Raw genomic sequence first — 15,211 nt, 5'->3', positions numbered from 1 at the left:
CTTGTGGCTGTTGGCATGGCGTTTGAGCGGGCCTAGGCGCGGGCGGTTGAGCTGGCCCTCGGGGGGGGGCAACAGATCGCGAGGGATGTCCAGCGTGGCCAGATGGATGTGGCCGGCCAACTCGCAGCCATCGCCCGTCAGCAAGCCCGGCTTGAAGCATAGAAAGGTCAGTGTGTCGCGGGCACGGATGGCGCTGCCGCAGGCATGGCCGCTCATGGCATCCAGTCCGCTAGGGGTATCCAGTGCCAGCACGGGCGTTGTGCCGGCATTGACCGTATCCATCAGCGTACTCCACGGCGCTGCCGGTGCCCGCACAAGGCCGATGCCGAACAGTCCGTCGACGATAAGCTCGGCGTGCTTGTCCGGCAGGGTGCCCAGCGTTGGCGCGGCAAAGCTGTCCCAGCGTGCCCGTGCCTGCTGCGCCTCGGCCGAAGTCTGTGGCCGGGGGCTGACCACGCAGACAGGGTAGCCGGCTTCGGCCAGTTCGCATGCCAGATGCAGCGCGTCGCCGCCATTATTGCCCGGGCCGGCCAGCACCGTGATCGCGGCGCTTACCGGATAGCGGGCCATGATCCATGCTGCAGCCGCACGGGCGGCGCGGCGCATCAGCCCCAAGCCTGCTGCGGTCTGTTCCAGTTGGCGCTGGGCGGATAGGGACAGTAGCGCGCTGCTCATGCCGGCTCGCCCCAGCGCGGGATCAGGCGGTGTGCGACACCAATCTGGTCGAGGATGCGCGCTACGATAAAATCGACCATATCGTCGATTGTTTGTGGATGGGTATAAAAGCCGGGAGACGGTGGCAGGATGACGACGCCAAGACGCGCGAGTTTGAGCATGTTTTCCAGATGGATGGCGGAAAACGGCGTCTCGCGCGGCACCAGCACCAGTTTTCTCTGTTCCTTGATGGAGACATCGGCCGCGCGCTCGATCAGGTTGTCGCTGCTGCCCATGGCGATGGCGGCCAGTGTGCCCATGGAGCAGGGGCACACCACCATGGCATCGGCCGGGTTCGAGCCCGATGCCACCGGTGCAAACCACTCTTCGCGCCCGAAAGCCCTGAGCTGTCCGGGCGCCGCGCCATACTCGGTGGCAAGCCAGCTTTCCAGATCGGCGGCGCGTGCGGGCAAGGTGAGTCCCATCTCCTGTCTGGCGACGATATGCGCAGCCTGCGAGCAGAGCACCCATACCCGGCAACCCGCCTTAATCAGTTCGCGTATCAGGGCGAGGCCGTAGGGCAGGCCGGAGGCGCCGGTCAGGGCAACGGTGATGGTTTTTTGCGCGCTATCCATGCTGGCCATCCTCCAAGTTAAACGCTGCGCTTGGGGCAAGCTGGCTGCAACAAGTCCCAGCGGTTGCCGTAGAGGTCGGTGAATACCACCACGGTGGCGTAGGCTTCTTCACGCGGCGCTTCGGCAAAGTTGACGCCGCGTGCCTGATAGGCGTGATAGTCGCGCCAGAAGTCATCGCTGTGCAGGAACAGAAAGACCCGCCCGCCGGCCTGCTGGCCGATGGCTGCATGCTGTTCTTCATTGCTGGCACGCGCCAGCAACAGGCTGGTCTCGCCCTTAGGCGGCGTAACGCGTACCCAGCGTTTGCCTGCGCCCAGATCAGTGTCTTCGCTCAGGCTAAAGCCCAGTATGTCGCGGTAGTAGGCTATCGCTTCATCGTAATCGGGCACCAGAATGGCAATATTGGCAATGCTTTGCTTCATGGGATGTCCTGTGAGTTTGTGCTTGCCAGCAGGCGCGCAGCAATCACGCCGTTGACCATGCCGGTCGCGAGTGCAGCCAGCGCAAAGAGCGGTACAAAATAGAGGATGCCGTCGCTGGGAAGTAGCCATAGCCGGGCCAATAGCAGTTGCCCGCCAATATGACCGAAGGCCGCAATGATACTGCTCGAGACCGGACCAAACCAGCGGCGAGGCAGCTGAAAGGCGAGCGCCAGAGCCGCGAGGCTGGCAATGCCACCTGCCAGCGACAGGAAAAATCCGGGTGTCAACAGGCTGCCCAGAAGCAGGCCGGCACCGACGATACGCAGCAGGCTGACCCAGAGTGCGGCACGCCAACCCAAATGATAGAGCGCCAGTAAGGTGACGATATTGGCGAGGCCGGGCTTGATGCCGGGGAGCGGCGAGGGCAGGCCGGCGTCGATAATAGCCAGTACGATGGCAATGGCAGCCAAGCATGCAATGCGCTGGTCGTCTGCTGTCACGGCCAGCGTCAGGCGTTCAGAAACTGAGGCTGTCATAGTCGGGCGTGTTGCCGCTCAGGGCAATACTGATGGCGTTGGGCAGGCAAATTGCGCTTTGTCCCGCTTTGTCCAGCCAGCCTTGCTTGACGCAGTACTGGCGCGAGCCGGGATCACTGGCGATACGGGCGCGGCCATTGCTGATTTCAATACGGGTCAAGCCCAAGGCGCCGGGCACATCCAGTATCTGGTTGTGCAACAGGCTGACTTCGCGCCATAACTGGCCATTGCTGTGTATGGTGAGCGTGCGTGCCATCCCGCCAGCCCACAGCTTCCAGAACAAAACCAGACACAGCACGCTTGCCAGCGTAATCAGTACGACATCGCCCGCCCGTATCAGTCGCATCCGTTTCTTTGCAGCTGGCGATGGCGCAGCAGCACTTGCTCGTGCTCAAAGGCACGGGCCAGTGTTTCGGCGATAAAAACCGAGCGGTGCTGGCCTCCGGTACAGCCGATGGCGACCGTCAGATAACTGCGGTTTTCCAGCTTGAACTCGGGGAGCCACTTGAGAAGCAGGCTGCGGATATCGGCGATCATCTCGGCAACTTTGGGCTCGCTGGCGAAGTAGTCGATGATGGGCTGGTCTTTTCCGGTGAGCGGGCGCAGTTCGGCGATGTAGTGCGGATTGGGCAGGCAGCGCACGTCGAAGATAAAATCGGCATCCAGCGGTACGCCATGCTTGAAACCGAACGACTGGAACAATAGCGTCAGGCGGTTGCCATCGCTATCGACCAGCTGGCGCACCCAGCTTTTCAGTGTGTTTGCCGAAAGTTCGGAGGTGTCCATGCGGATGCCGAGCTCGGCAATTGCCGCCAGCAACTCCATCTCCATCTCTATGCATTCTTCCAGCGACAGACCCATGCCGGCAAGCGGATGGCTACGCCGTGTTTCGGAGAAGCGCTTGACCAGAACCGGCTGCTTGGCCTCAAGGAAAAACAGGCGGACATCGATGCCGGCCTCGCGCAGTGCCTTCATTTGCAGCGGCAGTGCGCCCAGTGTGGGGTGGCTGCGCGTGTCTACGCTGATGGCAATCTGCTGGTAGCCATAGTTGCGATAAAGGGCCATGGCGTCCGACAGCATGGTGGCGGGCAGGTTGTCGACGCAGAAAAATCCCGCATCCTCGAGACTGCGCAGCGCGACCGACTTGCCCGAGCCGGACAGGCCGCTAATCAAGATCAGTTGCATGTTCCTGATCCCGCAAGAAATTGGTATGGCGTTCCACGAATTCGCGCGTACTGTCGATGCCGCGCAATTGCAGGATGTAGTTGCGTACTGCGGCTTCCACCAGTACCGCCAGGTTGCGGCCGGCGGCTACCGGCAGGATGACTTTGCGTACGCTGACGCCGAGAATATCCTGCGTTTCGGACTGGATATTGAGCCGGTCCAGTGCCTGCATCGCCTGATCATTGGCCTTGATCAGATGGATGATAAGCTTGAGTACTTTTTTGGGGCGGACAGCAGTTTCACCGAAAACGGTGCGGATATTGAGTATCCCCAAGCCTCGGACTTCAAGAAAGTCGCGCAGCAGCGCCGGGCAGCGGCCTTCCAGTGTATCGGGACCTATGCGGTAGTACTCGACGGCATCATCGGCAACCAGTCCGTGGCCACGCGAGATCAGTTCCAGAGCCAGTTCGCTCTTGCCCATGGCCGAGTCGCCCATGATCAGTACACCGATCTCGAGTACATCGAGGAAAACGCCGTGCAATACGGTAGACACCGCCAGTGTGCGTGCCAGATAGATGCGCAGTACATCCATCAGGTACGGGCTTTCCAGCGGGGTGGTCATCAGCGGAACATTGTGGGTATGGCAGTAGTCGCGCAGCAGTGCAGGCACCACTTGTGCATTGGCGACGACCACGACCGACATTTCTTTGTAGAACAGCTGATCCAGCGCCGTTTTGGCGGCGGATTTTTCCAGCCGGTTCAGGTAGTCGACTTCGGCCAGTCCCAGTACCTGCACCCGGTTGGGGTGGATGAAGTTCAGGTGTCCAACCAGCGACAGAGTAGGGCGCTGGTCATCGTTGCCGATTAAATTGTCAGAGCCGGAGCGTCCAGCTACCCAGGTCAGGTTGAGTTTTTGTTGGTTGTCCTGGTAAAGCTTGCGGACGCTGACACTAGGCATGAGTACTCCATTCTGTCAAAAGGCGGTACAGCGCTTCAGTATCGGCAGCTTGTTCCAGCTGTTCGCGCAGAACGCGGCTGGAAAATAGCTGGGCCAGTTCGGAGAGAACTTGCAGATGCAGGTCGGTAGCCTGTTCCGGCACCAGAAGGACAAATAGCAGCCGTACCGGCTTGCCATCCGGCGCATCAAACGGGATGGCCTGCCTGAGGCGGATAAACACGCCCATGGCCTCTTTCAGGCCGCGGGCACGCCCGTGCGGAATGGCTACACCTTGGCCCAAGCCGGTCGAGCCCAATTTTTCACGCGCAAACAGACTATCGAACACTTCGCTGCGGGCAATATTACCGGTGTTCTCTGCGAGCAGGCCAACCTGCTCGAACACCCGTTTTTTGCTGGCTACGTCAAGGTCGACCAGAATATGATCGCGGGAGAGTATTTTGCCGATCAGGGACATAAAAACTCGTACAGAGTGGAATCGGCGCTTATTCTACGCCTGAGTAGGCCATTGAAATAGCCCGGAAAGCAAAGCAAAACGGGAACCGCGAGGTTCCCGTTTGTAATCAAGTAATTACTCTGCCGCTGGTTGTGGTATCGCGCGATGTTCCGATACCTTGCCCTTGTGCTTGAGCAGCTGGCGGTCAAGTTTGTCGATCAGTGCATCAATGGCCGCATACATATTGTCGGCGGTGGCTTCTGCATGAATATCCTTGCCGGCCAGATGTACATTGACTTCGGCTTTTTGATCCAGCTTGTCGACCGAGAGCGTGACGGCCGTATCGATCACATTGTCTATATGGCGAACAACACGACCGAGTTTTTCTTCGACATAGTCGCGCAGTGGTTGGGTTACTTCAAGGTGGAGACCAGTGATCTTGAGGTTCATACCCTAACTCCTTCGGTTAATCGACCTGGAACAGTCCGGGTCCATGAGAATACTTATCAAGTGGAAGTCTAGAGTGCTTTGCGCAGGCTGGCTGGCGCAATTTGCATGGCTTCACGGTATTTGGCAACAGTGCGGCGTGCGACCTGAATGCCGAGATTGGCAAGCTGCTCGGCGAGTACATTGTCGGATAAGGGCTTTTTAGCGTTTTCACCATCGATCAGACGGCGCATATGAGCCTTGATTGCAGTCGCCGAACATTCGCCGCCACTATCGGTTTCCAGTGCGCTGCCAAAGAAATATTTGAGTTCGAACAGACCGCGGCTGCACAGCAGGTATTTTTGTGTGGTGACACGGGAAATGGTGGATTCGTGCAGGCCAAGCTCATCAGCAATATCGCGCAATATCAGCGGTCGCATCGCTACTTCACCTTGTTCAAAGAACTGTTGCTGCCTTTGAACAATAGCTTCCGATACTTTTAGTATGGTGTCAAATCGCTGCTGGATATTTTTTACCAACCAGCGCGCCTCTTGCAGTTGTCCTGAGAGATTGTTGCTGCTATCTCTTTGTTGTTGCAGGAGATTGGCATAAATGCTGTTGACACGCAATTTTGGCTGGGCTTGAGCATTGATGTGGGCTGTCCACTGGCCACGGACTTTACGCACCACCACATCGGGCATCAGGTAGCGGGTGTCATCTCCATCAAAACCACCGGCCGGCCGCGGGCGTAGCCGGGCAATCAGCGATTGTGCAGTACGGATTTCATCTTCGCTGGCGTCCATAATCTTGCGCAGCTTGGCATAATCGCGATTGCCCAGTAGTGCGAGGTGCTGTTTGATGATGGTGGCTGCCAACGCTTTGGCTGGCACATCACTAGGCAAGGCCGCCAGCTGGCTGGCCAGAAACTCGCTCAGGTTATAGCTGCCTATGCCCGGGGGGTCCATCTGGCGTAATAGTTGCCTGAGGTATTCCAGCTCTTCGGGTTCGACCTCCAGCGCGGGCGGCAGGCTCAGGCTGATTTCATTGACATGCGTTGCCAGATATCCCTCGTCGTCGATTTCTTCGATCAAGAGGGTGAGCAGGGCACGCTCGCGCGCCGACAAGACCAGCTCGCCCATTTGTGCCATCAGTTGGGCGCGCATGCCCAGTTTTTCCGGGGTGTTCAGGATGGGGTCGAATTCGCTGTCATCACCGCCATGCCCGGCTTTGCTGCTGCCCCATTCTTCGTAAGCCTCGCTGCCTTCACGCTCGGGCGCCTCGCTGGCTACGCTCTCCTGTTGGTTCTCCGGCTCGCTGCTTTCGTTGCCCTCGCTGCGTTCCAGCAGCGGATTGTCCTGCAAATAGCGCTCCAGCTCCGTTCCCAGTTCCAGCGTGGACATTTGCAGCAGCTTGATCGACTGCTGCAGTTGAGGTGTCAGGGTCAGCTGCTGGCTGACTTTAAGCTGGAGTGATTGTTTCATGGCGCCTTACAGGTGGAAGTGTTCGCCCAGATAAACCTTGCGTACCTGCTCGTTGCTGACCAGTTCGTCCGGTAGGCCATATGCCAGTACCTTGCCATCGTTGATGATGTAGGCACGGTCGCAGATGCGTAGCGTTTCACGCACATTGTGGTCGGTAATCAACACCCCGATGCCGCGTTCTTTGAGAAAGGCGATAATTTTCTGGATGTCGATCACCGCGATAGGGTCTACACCGGCGAAGGGTTCGTCCAGCAGAATGAAGCGCGGACGCGATGCCAGTACCCGGGCGATCTCGACCCGTCGCCGCTCGCCACCGGACAGCGCCATAGCATTGGTGTCGGCCAGATGGGCGATATTGAGATCATCCATCAGCAAGCCCAGTTCGGTCTCCATCTGCTCGCCCTTGACGCCGGAAATTTCCAGCACGGCGCAGATGTTTTCCCTGACCGTCATGCGGCGGAAAATGGAGGCCTCCTGCGGCAAATACCCTAGGCCCATGCGCGCACGTTTATGGATGGGCAGATGGGTGATGGTGATGTCGTCCAGTATGATCTCGCCGGCTTCGGCGGCAATCAGCCCGACTATCATGTAAAAGCTGGTCGTCTTGCCGGCGCCATTGGGTCCCAAGAGGCCGATGACCTCGCCGCTGGCGATTTCCAGCGAGACATCCTTGACCACGGTGCGTTTTTTAAAGCTTTTTTTGATGTGTGCAACGCTCAACCGGCTGACAGTCATTTCTTTTCCTCGGTCTTGGGTTGCAGGATTACGGTGACCCGCCCTTTGGCTGCCCCTGTCGTCTGTGGGTTGCTGCCGCTGACCTGATACAACTCGGTTTGCGTGTTGTAGGTAATGACATTACCGGCGACCGAGTCCTGGCCGCGTTTGACAAAAGCGTTGCCGGTGAGAACAGTGACACCACTTAGGCTATCGTAATCGATGCGGTTGCCTTTGCCGTCGATGTACTCGTTCTTGCCTTCGACTTTCTGGCGGAAAGTGGCGGGTTTTCCGGTAGCTAGCAGTGTCTGCTGGCCGCTGGTATTGCGGGTGACGACTACATGATCGGCCTTCAGTTGCAAGGTGCCCTGATTGACGACGACGCTGCCATCCCATACGGTCACGCCGTTGTTCTGGTCCAGCGTGCCTCTATCGGCCGACAATTCTATCGGTTTGCTGCTGTCGGCTTTTTCTGCATGGGCGCTTTGCAGGGCAAATAGCCCGGCGCACAAGACGAGCGCCGTAAATTTAAGGTTGTGCATAGCTGATCCTGACTTTCGACAGCAAGGTAATCAGGCCCTGCTGCTGTGCATAGGTAAAACCGATGGCGTTGGCGACCGAGCCGCCCTGATGGACGGTGACGGCCGCAGGGCTCTTGGCGGTCGAGGTATTCAGGTCTACGGTCAGTGCACGCGTGTCTATCTGGGTATCGGGCTTGCCGGCCTCGGCCTTGTCTATCATCACCACCTTGCGGTCAAACCACACCATGCCCGTGCTGTTGTTGTAGCGCCCAACTTCCCCTTCGACCGTGTAATTGACCTGCCCCAACTGATAGCTGGTAAGGAAGGGGTGTTCGAATTCGATATCCTTGGCATCCGGAAATTGCCACATCTTGCGTGCTTGCAAACGATCCTGAGGCAGCCCCTGCGCATCAAAACGGGTGGCGGTAAAATCTTCTACCGTATACTCGGGCTGGTCACGGTCGATCACGCTTTGCACGCTGCTGCTGCGCGTGACGCGGTCAAGCAGCATGGTCAGTACTGAGAGCATCAGTACCAGCAATAGCGGAAACAGGCGGGGAAAGCGCTTCATGCCAGATATTTCGCGATGGCCGTGTCAAACGTGCCTTGCGCCTGCATGATGAGTTCGCATACTTCGCGCACCGCGCCCAGGCCACCGCTGGCACCGGTAATGTAACGGGCGTGCTGCTGTACCAGGGCCGGAGCTGCCGGCACTGCCACAGGAAATGCGACGCGGCGCAGTACCGGCAGGTCGATGACGTCATCGCCGATAAAGGCGCAGTCGTCCGGGCTCAGGCCGCTTTGTTGCATGAGTTCATCCAGCGCCAACTGCTTGTTGCTGACGCCGCCGAAGTAAAAATCGATACCCAGTGCGCGGGAGCGGTGTTCGACGCAGGCGTCGGCGCGGCCGGAAATAATGGCCAGACGCACGCCGGTGCTTTGTAGCAGTTTGAGACCCAATCCGTCCTGTACGTAAAACGACTTGGATTCTTCACCCTGGGCGTTGTAATAGATGCGTCCATCGGTCATGACGCCATCGACATCCATGATCAGCAGTTTGACGCGGCGGGCGTATTCTTGCGGTGTGTGCATATGTGCTTTCAGACGACGCCAGCGCGCATCAGGTCGTGCATATTGAGTGCGCCTATGGCATGGCCATCTTCATCGGTGACGATCAGGCCGTTGATCTTGTACTGTTCCATCAGTTTGACGGCCTCGGCCGCCAAGCGTGTGGCCGCGATGGTGCGCGGCGTGCGGTGCATGACGTCGTCGATGATCAGTCCCGACAGGTTTTCGCTTTGATCCAGTGTTCTTCTCAGGTCGCCATCGGTATAGATACCGGCCAGCGTGCCATCCGCATGCAGGACGGCAGTCATGCCCAAACCCTTGTGCGACATTTCCAGCAAGGCGTGTTTCAGTGTCGTGCCGGATTTGACGGCCGGGAAGGCATCGCCGGCGTGCATGATATCGGTGACGTGGACCAGCAGGCGCCGGCCCAAGCTGCCGCCGGGGTGGGAGAGGGCAAAGTCTTCCTGACGGAAGTTGCGGGCATCCAAGAGGGTGACTGCCAGCGCGTCCCCTAGTGCCAGTGCCGCCGTGGTGCTGGCGGTCGGCGCTAATCCCAGCGGACAGGCTTCCTTCTCTACGGTGGCATCCAGATGGATGTCGGCTTCGCGTGCCAATGTCGAACCGGGGCGGCCGGTCATGGCGATCAGGGTGACCCCCTTGCGCTTGAGTGCCGGTAAGAGCGCGATCACTTCATCGCTTTCGCCCGAATTGGAGAGGGCGATCAGTACGTCGCGGTCGGTAATCATGCCCAAGTCGCCATGCGCCGCTTCGGCCGGATGGACAAAAAATGCCGGCGTGCCGGTACTGGCCATGGTGGCTGCAATCTTGCGGGCGATATGGCCGGATTTTCCGATGCCAGTAATGACCACCCGGCCACTGCATGCCAGTAGAATGTCGATGGCGGCCAAAAACTCGCCATTCAGGCGGTCGGCCAGCTTGAGTATGGCGTCGGCCTCGATGCGGAGGACGCCGCGTGCCAGTTCTAGGCGGGATGGTGTGTGCGCTTGTTCCATAGCCGCATAGTATATCAGCTTATAATCGGCCTTCCTGCTCCTGTCGCTGTAAATGGCCGCATGTTGCCAAACCGGATTTCAACTTCTGAACTAGGAAATTTTTGCCTGATGCATTCTCTTGCTCCTATCGTACTGGTCCTCTTGTGTGCCGTGCTGGCCGTTACCTTGTGCCGCAGTGTCAAGGTTCCGCCCATGCTGGGCTATCTGGTGGTCGGTTTTATCGCCGGACCCAGTGTATTGGCACTGGTGCCGGATGGTGAGGAAACCCAGTTTTTGGGTGAGATAGGCATCGTATTCATGATGTTTTCCATTGGTCTGGAATTTTCACTGCCCAAGCTTAATGCCATGCGCCGCTTGGTGTTTGGTATCGGCTTGGCGCAGGTGGTGGTGACCTTGTTGCTGATCATGGGCGGGGTGTGGGCTTTTAGTGGTAATCCGCTGGCTGGCTTTGCCATTGGCGGGGCACTGGCGATGTCATCGACGGCTATCGTCAGCAAACTGCTGACCGAACGCTTGGAGCTGGGGCAGCCCCATGGCCAGCTGGCGATGGGGGTTTTGCTATTTCAAGATATTGCGGTCGTCCCGCTATTGATCCTGCTGCCGGCTTTTGCCGGAGATTTGTCTTCTTTGTGGATGGATTTGGCGCTAGCCGGGGTCAAGGTCGTGGTCGTGATGGCATTGCTGTTCTTTTTTGGCCAGCGTTTGATGCGACCGTGGTTTCATCTGGTTGCCCGCCAGCGTTCGGGCGAGCTGTTTATGATCAATGTGCTGCTGGTGACTCTGGGTATTGCCTGGCTGACAGAGCTATCCGGTCTATCGCTGGCATTGGGCGCTTTTGTTGCCGGCATGCTGATTTCGGAAACCAAATACCGTTTTCAGGTGGAGGAGGATATCCGCCCGTTTCGAGACATCTTGCTGGGTTTTTTCTTTATTACGGTGGGGATGAAGCTGGAACTGCCGGTGCTGTATCAGCGCTGGGATGAAGTACTGGTGATGCTATTTTTGCTATTGCCGCTGAAACTGGCGGTGGTGTTTGCGATTGGTCGCGCCTTCGGCCAGCGTAGTAATGAGTCATTCAAGGGGGCACTGGCCTTGGCGCAAGGGGGCGAGTTCGGTTTTGTATTGCTCGCACTGGCGAGCAATCTGGCGCTGGTGCCATTGGCATCGGTACAAGCTGCATTGGCCGCCATTATTATTTCCATGCTGATTGCGCCATTCTTGATTCAGCATGCAGACGCGATTACCCGGCGTTTTATCCGTAACGACTGGATGCTGCAATCGCTGGATCTGCATCAGGTCTTTGTGCAGAGTATGACCAAGTCGGAACATGTGCTGATTTGTGGTTATGGCCGCAGCGGGCAGGCGCTGGCACGGCTGCTGGAAGCCGAGGAGGTGCCATTTTTTGCTCTTGATCTCGATCCGGAGCGGGTGCAGGAAGCCAGCGCGGCCGGAGACCCGGTGGTGTTTGGTGATGCTGCGCGCAAGGAAGTGCTGGGCGCTGCCGGTATCCAGCGTGCCAAAGTCGTGGTCATCACCTTTGCCGACACGCATGCGGCCGAGCGTATTATCGAGGTGGTGCAGGCGCTCAAACCCAACTTGCCGGTGATTGTGCGCACCATAGACGATAGCGATATTGAACGCCTGCGCGCAGCCGGTGCCGACGAGGTTGTCGCCGAGGTGATGGAAGGCAGCCTCATGCTGGCCTCGCAAGCGCTCATGGTCATGGGCGTGCCGGTGAGCCGGGTGTTGCGTCGAATCCGTACGGTGCGTGAAGCACGCTATGGCTTGTTTCGCGGCTTTTTCCGCGGCGTGGGTGACGAGGTTGCCGGTAGTGACGAGTCCTTGCAGCAGCGGCTGGAGAGTGTACGTCTGGTGTCCGGTGCTTACGCGGTTGGCAAGCGTTTGGGCGAGCTAGATCTCGCCAAGCTTGAGGTCGAGATTAAAACCGTGCGCCGGCGCCAGTTCAAGCGTTCGGATCTGAGTGCCGATTTTGTACTGGAAGAAAATGATGTGGTGGTGCTTTTGGGGCGTCCCGAGCAATTGGCGCAGGCTGAAAGCAGATTACTGCAGGGCGAGTAAGGCGCGCGCCGGGCATTGTCCGGCTTGCTGCCCGTAAAATGAGCAGCGATGCTCCCTGATCCCTAATCCCTAATCACGGCAATATTGTCGTGATCTGTTTTTTCAGCTCCTGCTTGAGTGCCTGCTGCTTTTCGTTGGGCGAGGTCTTGCCTTTAACCATGGCGTTAAAGTCTAGCGCGTAGGTGGGGGCATTGATCTGGCCGGTGATTTTTAGCGGTACATTGACGTTTCCCAAGCGGCTGAACGAGCGCGGGTTGGCTTTTACATCGAGGGTGTAGTCGATAATGCTTTGTGGCAGGTCAAGCTTGCCGTTGCCGTGTACGTTCACCAGTTGTGATACCAATTGCAAATCCTGATTACGTGCAATGCCGTTATCCAGGTCGAAGCTGGCTGACAAGGCCTGGAAGGTGGTTTTCTGCTTGCGGTCAGTGGCCAGCGAAGTGGTGCTCCAGTCTTTGAGTTCGGCTGGCAGGTTTTTCAGGGCGGCAACCAGGTCTATGCCGGTGAGCGCGCCTTGTGCCAGCTTGATGCTGGCCTGTCCGGTTAGCGTATCGCGTAAGGCGGCCAGCGAACTGCCGTGTGCGACCAGATTGACATCGCCGCTACCTTTGCCCTCGATGCGGTTGAAGTCGAACAGGTCGAGCAGCAAGGGGCGAATATGCATGCCGTGCAATTGCTGGTTGATGGACAGGGTAGCCTCTTTGCCGCGTTGCAGTCTGGCGCTGCCGCTCAGCTTGCCCTGATAGATGCTGGCCGACAGATTGTCGACGGCAAATGCATTGCGATCGGCTTCGACGTGGGCGTTGATGTCGCGCACACGGAAGCGTCCCATATTCAGTTCGCCAATTGCGACTTTGCCCTTGAGGTGGAGGAAGTCCATCCACTCAAGTTGCAATGGTGTTTTGTCTTGAAATAAGGCAACCGCCTGTTCGGGTTTGGTTTCCGGCAGGTAGCGGTTGAGGTCCAGCACGTCGATGGCAAGTGCGGCTTCGTGGTGCGGATCAATGAAGCCGGTCTGATCCAGTGCCAGCGCAAGGCGGGCGCCATCCAGCTTGCCTTCGACGCGCAGGGTTAGCTGGCTGCGATCAAGCTCGCCACTGAGTGCCCCCAGTAACGAGGCCGAGAGTTGGCCGCGCGGCAGAACAGGGGTAATCAGGCTGGCATCCAGTTTTAAGGGCTCCATGCGCAGGGTATTCAGCGCCGCCAGTTGTAAGGGCGCAGATAGCTTGAGTTTGATGGAGTGGGGGCCTTGCGAAGAGATGAGCTCTGCACCGAGTTGATCGGCGTAGAGGCCTGCCGGGTTGAGTTTGAGCTGATCCAGTGCGCCGTTGAAACGGTAGCGGACTTGTGCGTAATTGAATTCACCTGATCCTGTGGCATGCGGAATCAGTATCTCCCCCGGGTTGGCGCTAGCGTAAGGGATGCCGGCTTTCAAGTGCAGCTTGGCCTGCGGATTGTCCAGACTGATGTTGATGGCTTTGGCCGTAGTTTGCAGTGTGGCCGTATCGATAGCCAGATCGCCGCCGATTTGTAGTGTGCTGTTGGCCGTGCGGCCACTACGGGTGATGATGGTCGCGGCCATGCCGCTTACGTCAATCTTGTCTTGCGCTTGGGTGTAAGGCGCTGACAAAGCCAGCTTGAACTCGCGTTTGCCATCAATCAGCCGGGTATCCAGTTGCAAGTGGGCTCTGGATGCCATGTCGACTAGTTCGAGCTGCGTATCCCGGATGGCCAGCGTTTTGCCGCTACTGTGATCAAGGTAGTCGATGTTGGCATTGTGCAGGGTGATGCGGTCAAGCTGGGTGCTGAGCGAGGCAAGCCGGTTTTTTTGCAATAAGCCGGCAATATTGAAATTGCCATCGCGCTGGCGACTAAGTTTGAGTGCCATGCCATCGATTGTCAGCCGGCGCAATTCATGCTGGTTTTTCAGTAATGGCCACCAGGCCAGATCAATGCTTAGCGTATTCAGGCTGAGCATGGCCTGCTTGCTGCCGTGTTCGTAAACGGCAAGGCGTTCTATTTCAACGCCTGGATAGGGGAACAGGTGGGGCGTGATTTTACCGCTGACGTCGGCACGGTAGCCGCGCTGGGCCAAGTCGCTGGTAATGGTTTGCTGGACGGCCTGAGCATCGAAACGCTGGTACAGAATGGCAGCACTCAGTGCCAGCAGGCCAAGAGCGAGCAATCCATAGACTGAAATTTTGAGCCAGAGCCGGCCAGAGTTCAACTTCATACTGAGTCGGTCTAGGAGTTGAGCAGAATAAAAGGCGCTGGAGCGGGTGAAGGGAATCGAACCCTCGTCGTAAGCTTGGGAAGCTTCTGCTCTACCATTGAGCTACACCCGCACTGCGAAGACGGCATTATATGAAAAACGAGCGGCAACTGCAATGTGTAAAACAGTTTTTGTTTGCGGTGTGTTGATGCCAGTTTTGCGCAATATTTAATTTGGATTTAATGTTTTGTTGGCATCGTGATTCAAAAATTAAACTATTTTTGCTGGTAAATGCTTGCAAGCCCCTTGACCGCAGATTGGAACGTGGTAGTTTATAGGTGTGTATATTGTATACATACGGGGCATGTTTGAAATCGACATCCGGTTTACATGTTTAATCCTTGCGCCTTACCCGGTAGCGAGCTTATTTCCCGACTGACGCTGGTCTTGCTTGTGCTTGCCTAGCCGTCACCTTCACGTGGTCGACCGAGTCTGACGCAACCCGTCTGCCGGCACCTGCCTCGATGTCCCGCGTTTTCGGACAGCCCGGTTCGTATGTGTATTCCCGTACGAAAGTCGTTTTTACCCGAACAATAAAGAGATTCGATCATGGCCAGATCACAATGGGGCTCGCGCCTCGGTTTTATTCTTGCTGCTGCCGGTTCGGCCATTGGCCTTGGCGCCATCTGGAAGTTTCCTTACGTCGCTTCGCAAAATGGGGGCGGCGCATTCCTGCTGATTTTTATCGGCTTTGTGTTTACCTTGGGCATCGTCATGATGATGGCCGAAATGGCGCTGGGGCGCTCCGCGCATTCGAGCGCGGTAGGGGCATTTCGCAAACTGGGCGGGAAGCACTGGGCACTGGTCGGCTATATGGGTGTGCTGGTGGGGTTTT

The 15,211-nt window shown here is 57.6% G+C and carries 17 protein-coding genes, 1 tRNA gene and 1 pseudogene; 2 read left to right on the top strand and 17 right to left on the bottom strand.

What is annotated here, in order from left to right; genetic code table 11:
- The 15 genes from ACRC1E_RS08765 to ACRC1E_RS08695 form a co-directional block, all read right to left on the bottom strand.
- The coding region (locus tag ACRC1E_RS08765; protein ID WP_438514718.1) for an NAD(P)H-hydrate epimerase at positions 1-675 on the bottom strand (675 nt) is incomplete at its 3' end.
- Entirely contained in the window at positions 672-1,289 is a 618-nt protein-coding gene (locus ACRC1E_RS08760) for a flavin prenyltransferase UbiX (protein WP_438514717.1), read from the bottom strand. The genes ACRC1E_RS08760 and ACRC1E_RS08765, both read right to left, overlap by 4 nt.
- A 17-nt stretch (positions 1,290-1,306) precedes the next feature.
- Positions 1,307-1,711, bottom strand: a complete 405-nt coding sequence (locus ACRC1E_RS08755; protein WP_438514716.1) for a VOC family protein — start codon at positions 1,709-1,711, stop codon at positions 1,307-1,309.
- Complete coding sequence (locus ACRC1E_RS08750; protein WP_438514715.1) at positions 1,708-2,247, bottom strand: Gx transporter family protein; 540 nt, start codon at positions 2,245-2,247, stop codon at positions 1,708-1,710. The genes ACRC1E_RS08755 and ACRC1E_RS08750 overlap by 4 nt, the downstream gene beginning before the upstream one ends.
- The gene (locus tag ACRC1E_RS08745) at positions 2,228-2,593 is read right to left on the bottom strand and encodes a NusG domain II-containing protein (protein ID WP_438514714.1); all 366 of its coding nucleotides are present in this window, start codon (positions 2,591-2,593) and stop codon (positions 2,228-2,230) included. The genes ACRC1E_RS08750 and ACRC1E_RS08745 overlap by 20 nt, the downstream gene beginning before the upstream one ends.
- Positions 2,584-3,432, bottom strand: coding sequence for an RNase adapter RapZ (gene rapZ, locus ACRC1E_RS08740; RefSeq protein WP_438514713.1), 849 nt, complete (start codon positions 3,430-3,432; stop codon positions 2,584-2,586). Before rapZ ends, ACRC1E_RS08745 begins: the two co-directional genes overlap by 10 nt.
- Positions 3,413-4,369, bottom strand: a complete 957-nt coding sequence (gene hprK / locus ACRC1E_RS08735; protein ID WP_438514712.1) for an HPr(Ser) kinase/phosphatase — start codon at positions 4,367-4,369, stop codon at positions 3,413-3,415. The genes rapZ and hprK overlap by 20 nt, the downstream gene beginning before the upstream one ends.
- Positions 4,362-4,823, bottom strand: a complete 462-nt coding sequence (gene ptsN, locus ACRC1E_RS08730; RefSeq protein WP_438514711.1) for a PTS IIA-like nitrogen regulatory protein PtsN — start codon at positions 4,821-4,823, stop codon at positions 4,362-4,364. The genes hprK and ptsN overlap by 8 nt, the downstream gene beginning before the upstream one ends.
- Positions 4,824-4,937: 114 nt before the next feature.
- Positions 4,938-5,252: a ribosome hibernation-promoting factor, HPF/YfiA family gene (gene hpf, locus ACRC1E_RS08725; RefSeq protein WP_438514710.1), complete on the bottom strand. Its 315-nt coding sequence runs from the start codon at positions 5,250-5,252 to the stop codon at positions 4,938-4,940.
- Positions 5,253-5,320: 68 nt separating this feature from the next.
- Positions 5,321-6,709: an RNA polymerase factor sigma-54 gene (locus ACRC1E_RS08720; protein ID WP_438514709.1), complete on the bottom strand. Its 1,389-nt coding sequence runs from the start codon at positions 6,707-6,709 to the stop codon at positions 5,321-5,323.
- Positions 6,710-6,715: 6 nt separating this feature from the next.
- Complete coding sequence (gene lptB / locus ACRC1E_RS08715) at positions 6,716-7,444, bottom strand: LPS export ABC transporter ATP-binding protein (RefSeq protein ID WP_438514708.1); 729 nt, start codon at positions 7,442-7,444, stop codon at positions 6,716-6,718.
- A complete protein-coding gene (gene lptA, locus ACRC1E_RS08710; protein WP_438514707.1) occupies positions 7,441-7,965 on the bottom strand; it encodes a lipopolysaccharide transport periplasmic protein LptA in 525 nt (174 codons plus the stop codon). The genes lptB and lptA overlap by 4 nt, the downstream gene beginning before the upstream one ends.
- Complete coding sequence (gene lptC, locus ACRC1E_RS08705) at positions 7,952-8,515, bottom strand: LPS export ABC transporter periplasmic protein LptC (protein WP_438514706.1); 564 nt, start codon at positions 8,513-8,515, stop codon at positions 7,952-7,954. The genes lptA and lptC overlap by 14 nt, the downstream gene beginning before the upstream one ends.
- Positions 8,512-9,036, bottom strand: coding sequence for a KdsC family phosphatase (locus tag ACRC1E_RS08700; RefSeq protein ID WP_438514705.1), 525 nt, complete (start codon positions 9,034-9,036; stop codon positions 8,512-8,514). Before ACRC1E_RS08700 ends, lptC begins: the two co-directional genes overlap by 4 nt.
- An 8-nt stretch (positions 9,037-9,044) precedes the next feature.
- Positions 9,045-10,025 (bottom strand): KpsF/GutQ family sugar-phosphate isomerase, encoded by a 981-nt coding sequence (locus ACRC1E_RS08695; RefSeq protein WP_438514704.1) that lies wholly within the window; start codon positions 10,023-10,025, stop codon positions 9,045-9,047.
- A 108-nt stretch (positions 10,026-10,133) separates the two neighbouring features.
- Between ACRC1E_RS08695 and ACRC1E_RS08690 the strand changes: the two genes are divergently transcribed.
- A complete protein-coding gene (locus ACRC1E_RS08690) occupies positions 10,134-12,104 on the top strand; it encodes a cation:proton antiporter domain-containing protein (RefSeq protein WP_438514703.1) in 1,971 nt (656 codons plus the stop codon).
- A gap of 73 nt (positions 12,105-12,177) precedes the next feature.
- Here ACRC1E_RS08690 and ACRC1E_RS08685 read toward each other — a convergent pair whose 3' ends face one another.
- Together ACRC1E_RS08685 and ACRC1E_RS08680 are read right to left on the bottom strand one after the other, a co-directional pair.
- The gene (locus ACRC1E_RS08685; protein ID WP_438514702.1) at positions 12,178-14,337 is read right to left on the bottom strand and encodes an AsmA family protein; all 2,160 of its coding nucleotides are present in this window, start codon (positions 14,335-14,337) and stop codon (positions 12,178-12,180) included.
- Positions 14,338-14,375: 38 nt separating this feature from the next.
- Positions 14,376-14,449, bottom strand: a tRNA-Gly gene (locus tag ACRC1E_RS08680).
- Between the two features lie 476 nt (positions 14,450-14,925).
- Here ACRC1E_RS08680 and ACRC1E_RS08675 point away from each other — a divergent pair.
- Positions 14,926-15,211, top strand: a pseudogene (locus tag ACRC1E_RS08675) (sodium-dependent transporter); the annotation flags it as partial.

The organism is Craterilacuibacter sp. (assembly GCF_051659485.1).
GTDB lineage: Bacteria > Pseudomonadota > Gammaproteobacteria > Burkholderiales > Chromobacteriaceae > Craterilacuibacter.
Note: the sequence above shows the minus strand (reverse complement) of the source record. Positions and strands in the feature narration are given on the sequence as shown.